Below are 608 nucleotides of genomic sequence, written 5' to 3'. Positions count from 1 at the left end.
TTCAGCCGGCAGGGCGGGCTGGCGGCGGACGGCCGGTGCAAGGCGTTCGCCGACGCGGCCGACGGCACCGGCTGGTCCGAGGGCGTGGGCATCCTGGTGCTGGAGCGGCTGTCCGACGCCCGCCGCAACGGGCACGAGATCCTCGCGGTCGTACGGGGCTCGGCCGTCAACCAGGACGGCGCCTCCAACGGACTGACGGCGCCCAACGGCCCCGCACAGCAGCGCGTGATCCGGCAGGCCCTGGCGAGCGCCGGTCTGTCGGCCGGTGATGTGGACGTGGTGGAGGCGCACGGTACGGGTACCGCCCTCGGTGATCCGATCGAGGCCCAGGCGCTGCTGGCCACCTACGGTCAGGGTCGCGATCCCGAACGGCCGTTGCTGCTCGGCTCGGTGAAGTCGAATCTGGGGCACACGCAGGCGGCGGCCGGGGTGGCGGGGATCATCAAGATGGTGCTGGCGATGCGGCACGGTGTGCTGCCGCAGACCTTGCACGTGGACGCGCCGTCGTCGCATGTGGACTGGGAGTCCGGTGCGGTGGAGCTGCTGACGAAGGCTCGGAAGTGGCCCGAGGCCGACCGGCCGTGGCGGGCGGGCGTGTCCTCGTTCGG

Annotated in this window: 1 protein-coding gene; it reads left to right on the top strand. The window is 72.9% G+C overall.

All coding sequences use genetic code 11. From position 1 onward, the window contains the following. Window positions 1-608, top strand: a 608-nt coding sequence (locus AC4IJH_RS43655) for a beta-ketoacyl synthase N-terminal-like domain-containing protein (protein WP_490857588.1), incomplete at both ends; no start/stop codon positions are given.

The organism is Streptomyces sp. UF-297 (assembly GCF_058245575.1).
Note: the sequence above shows the minus strand (reverse complement) of the source record. Positions and strands in the feature narration are given on the sequence as shown.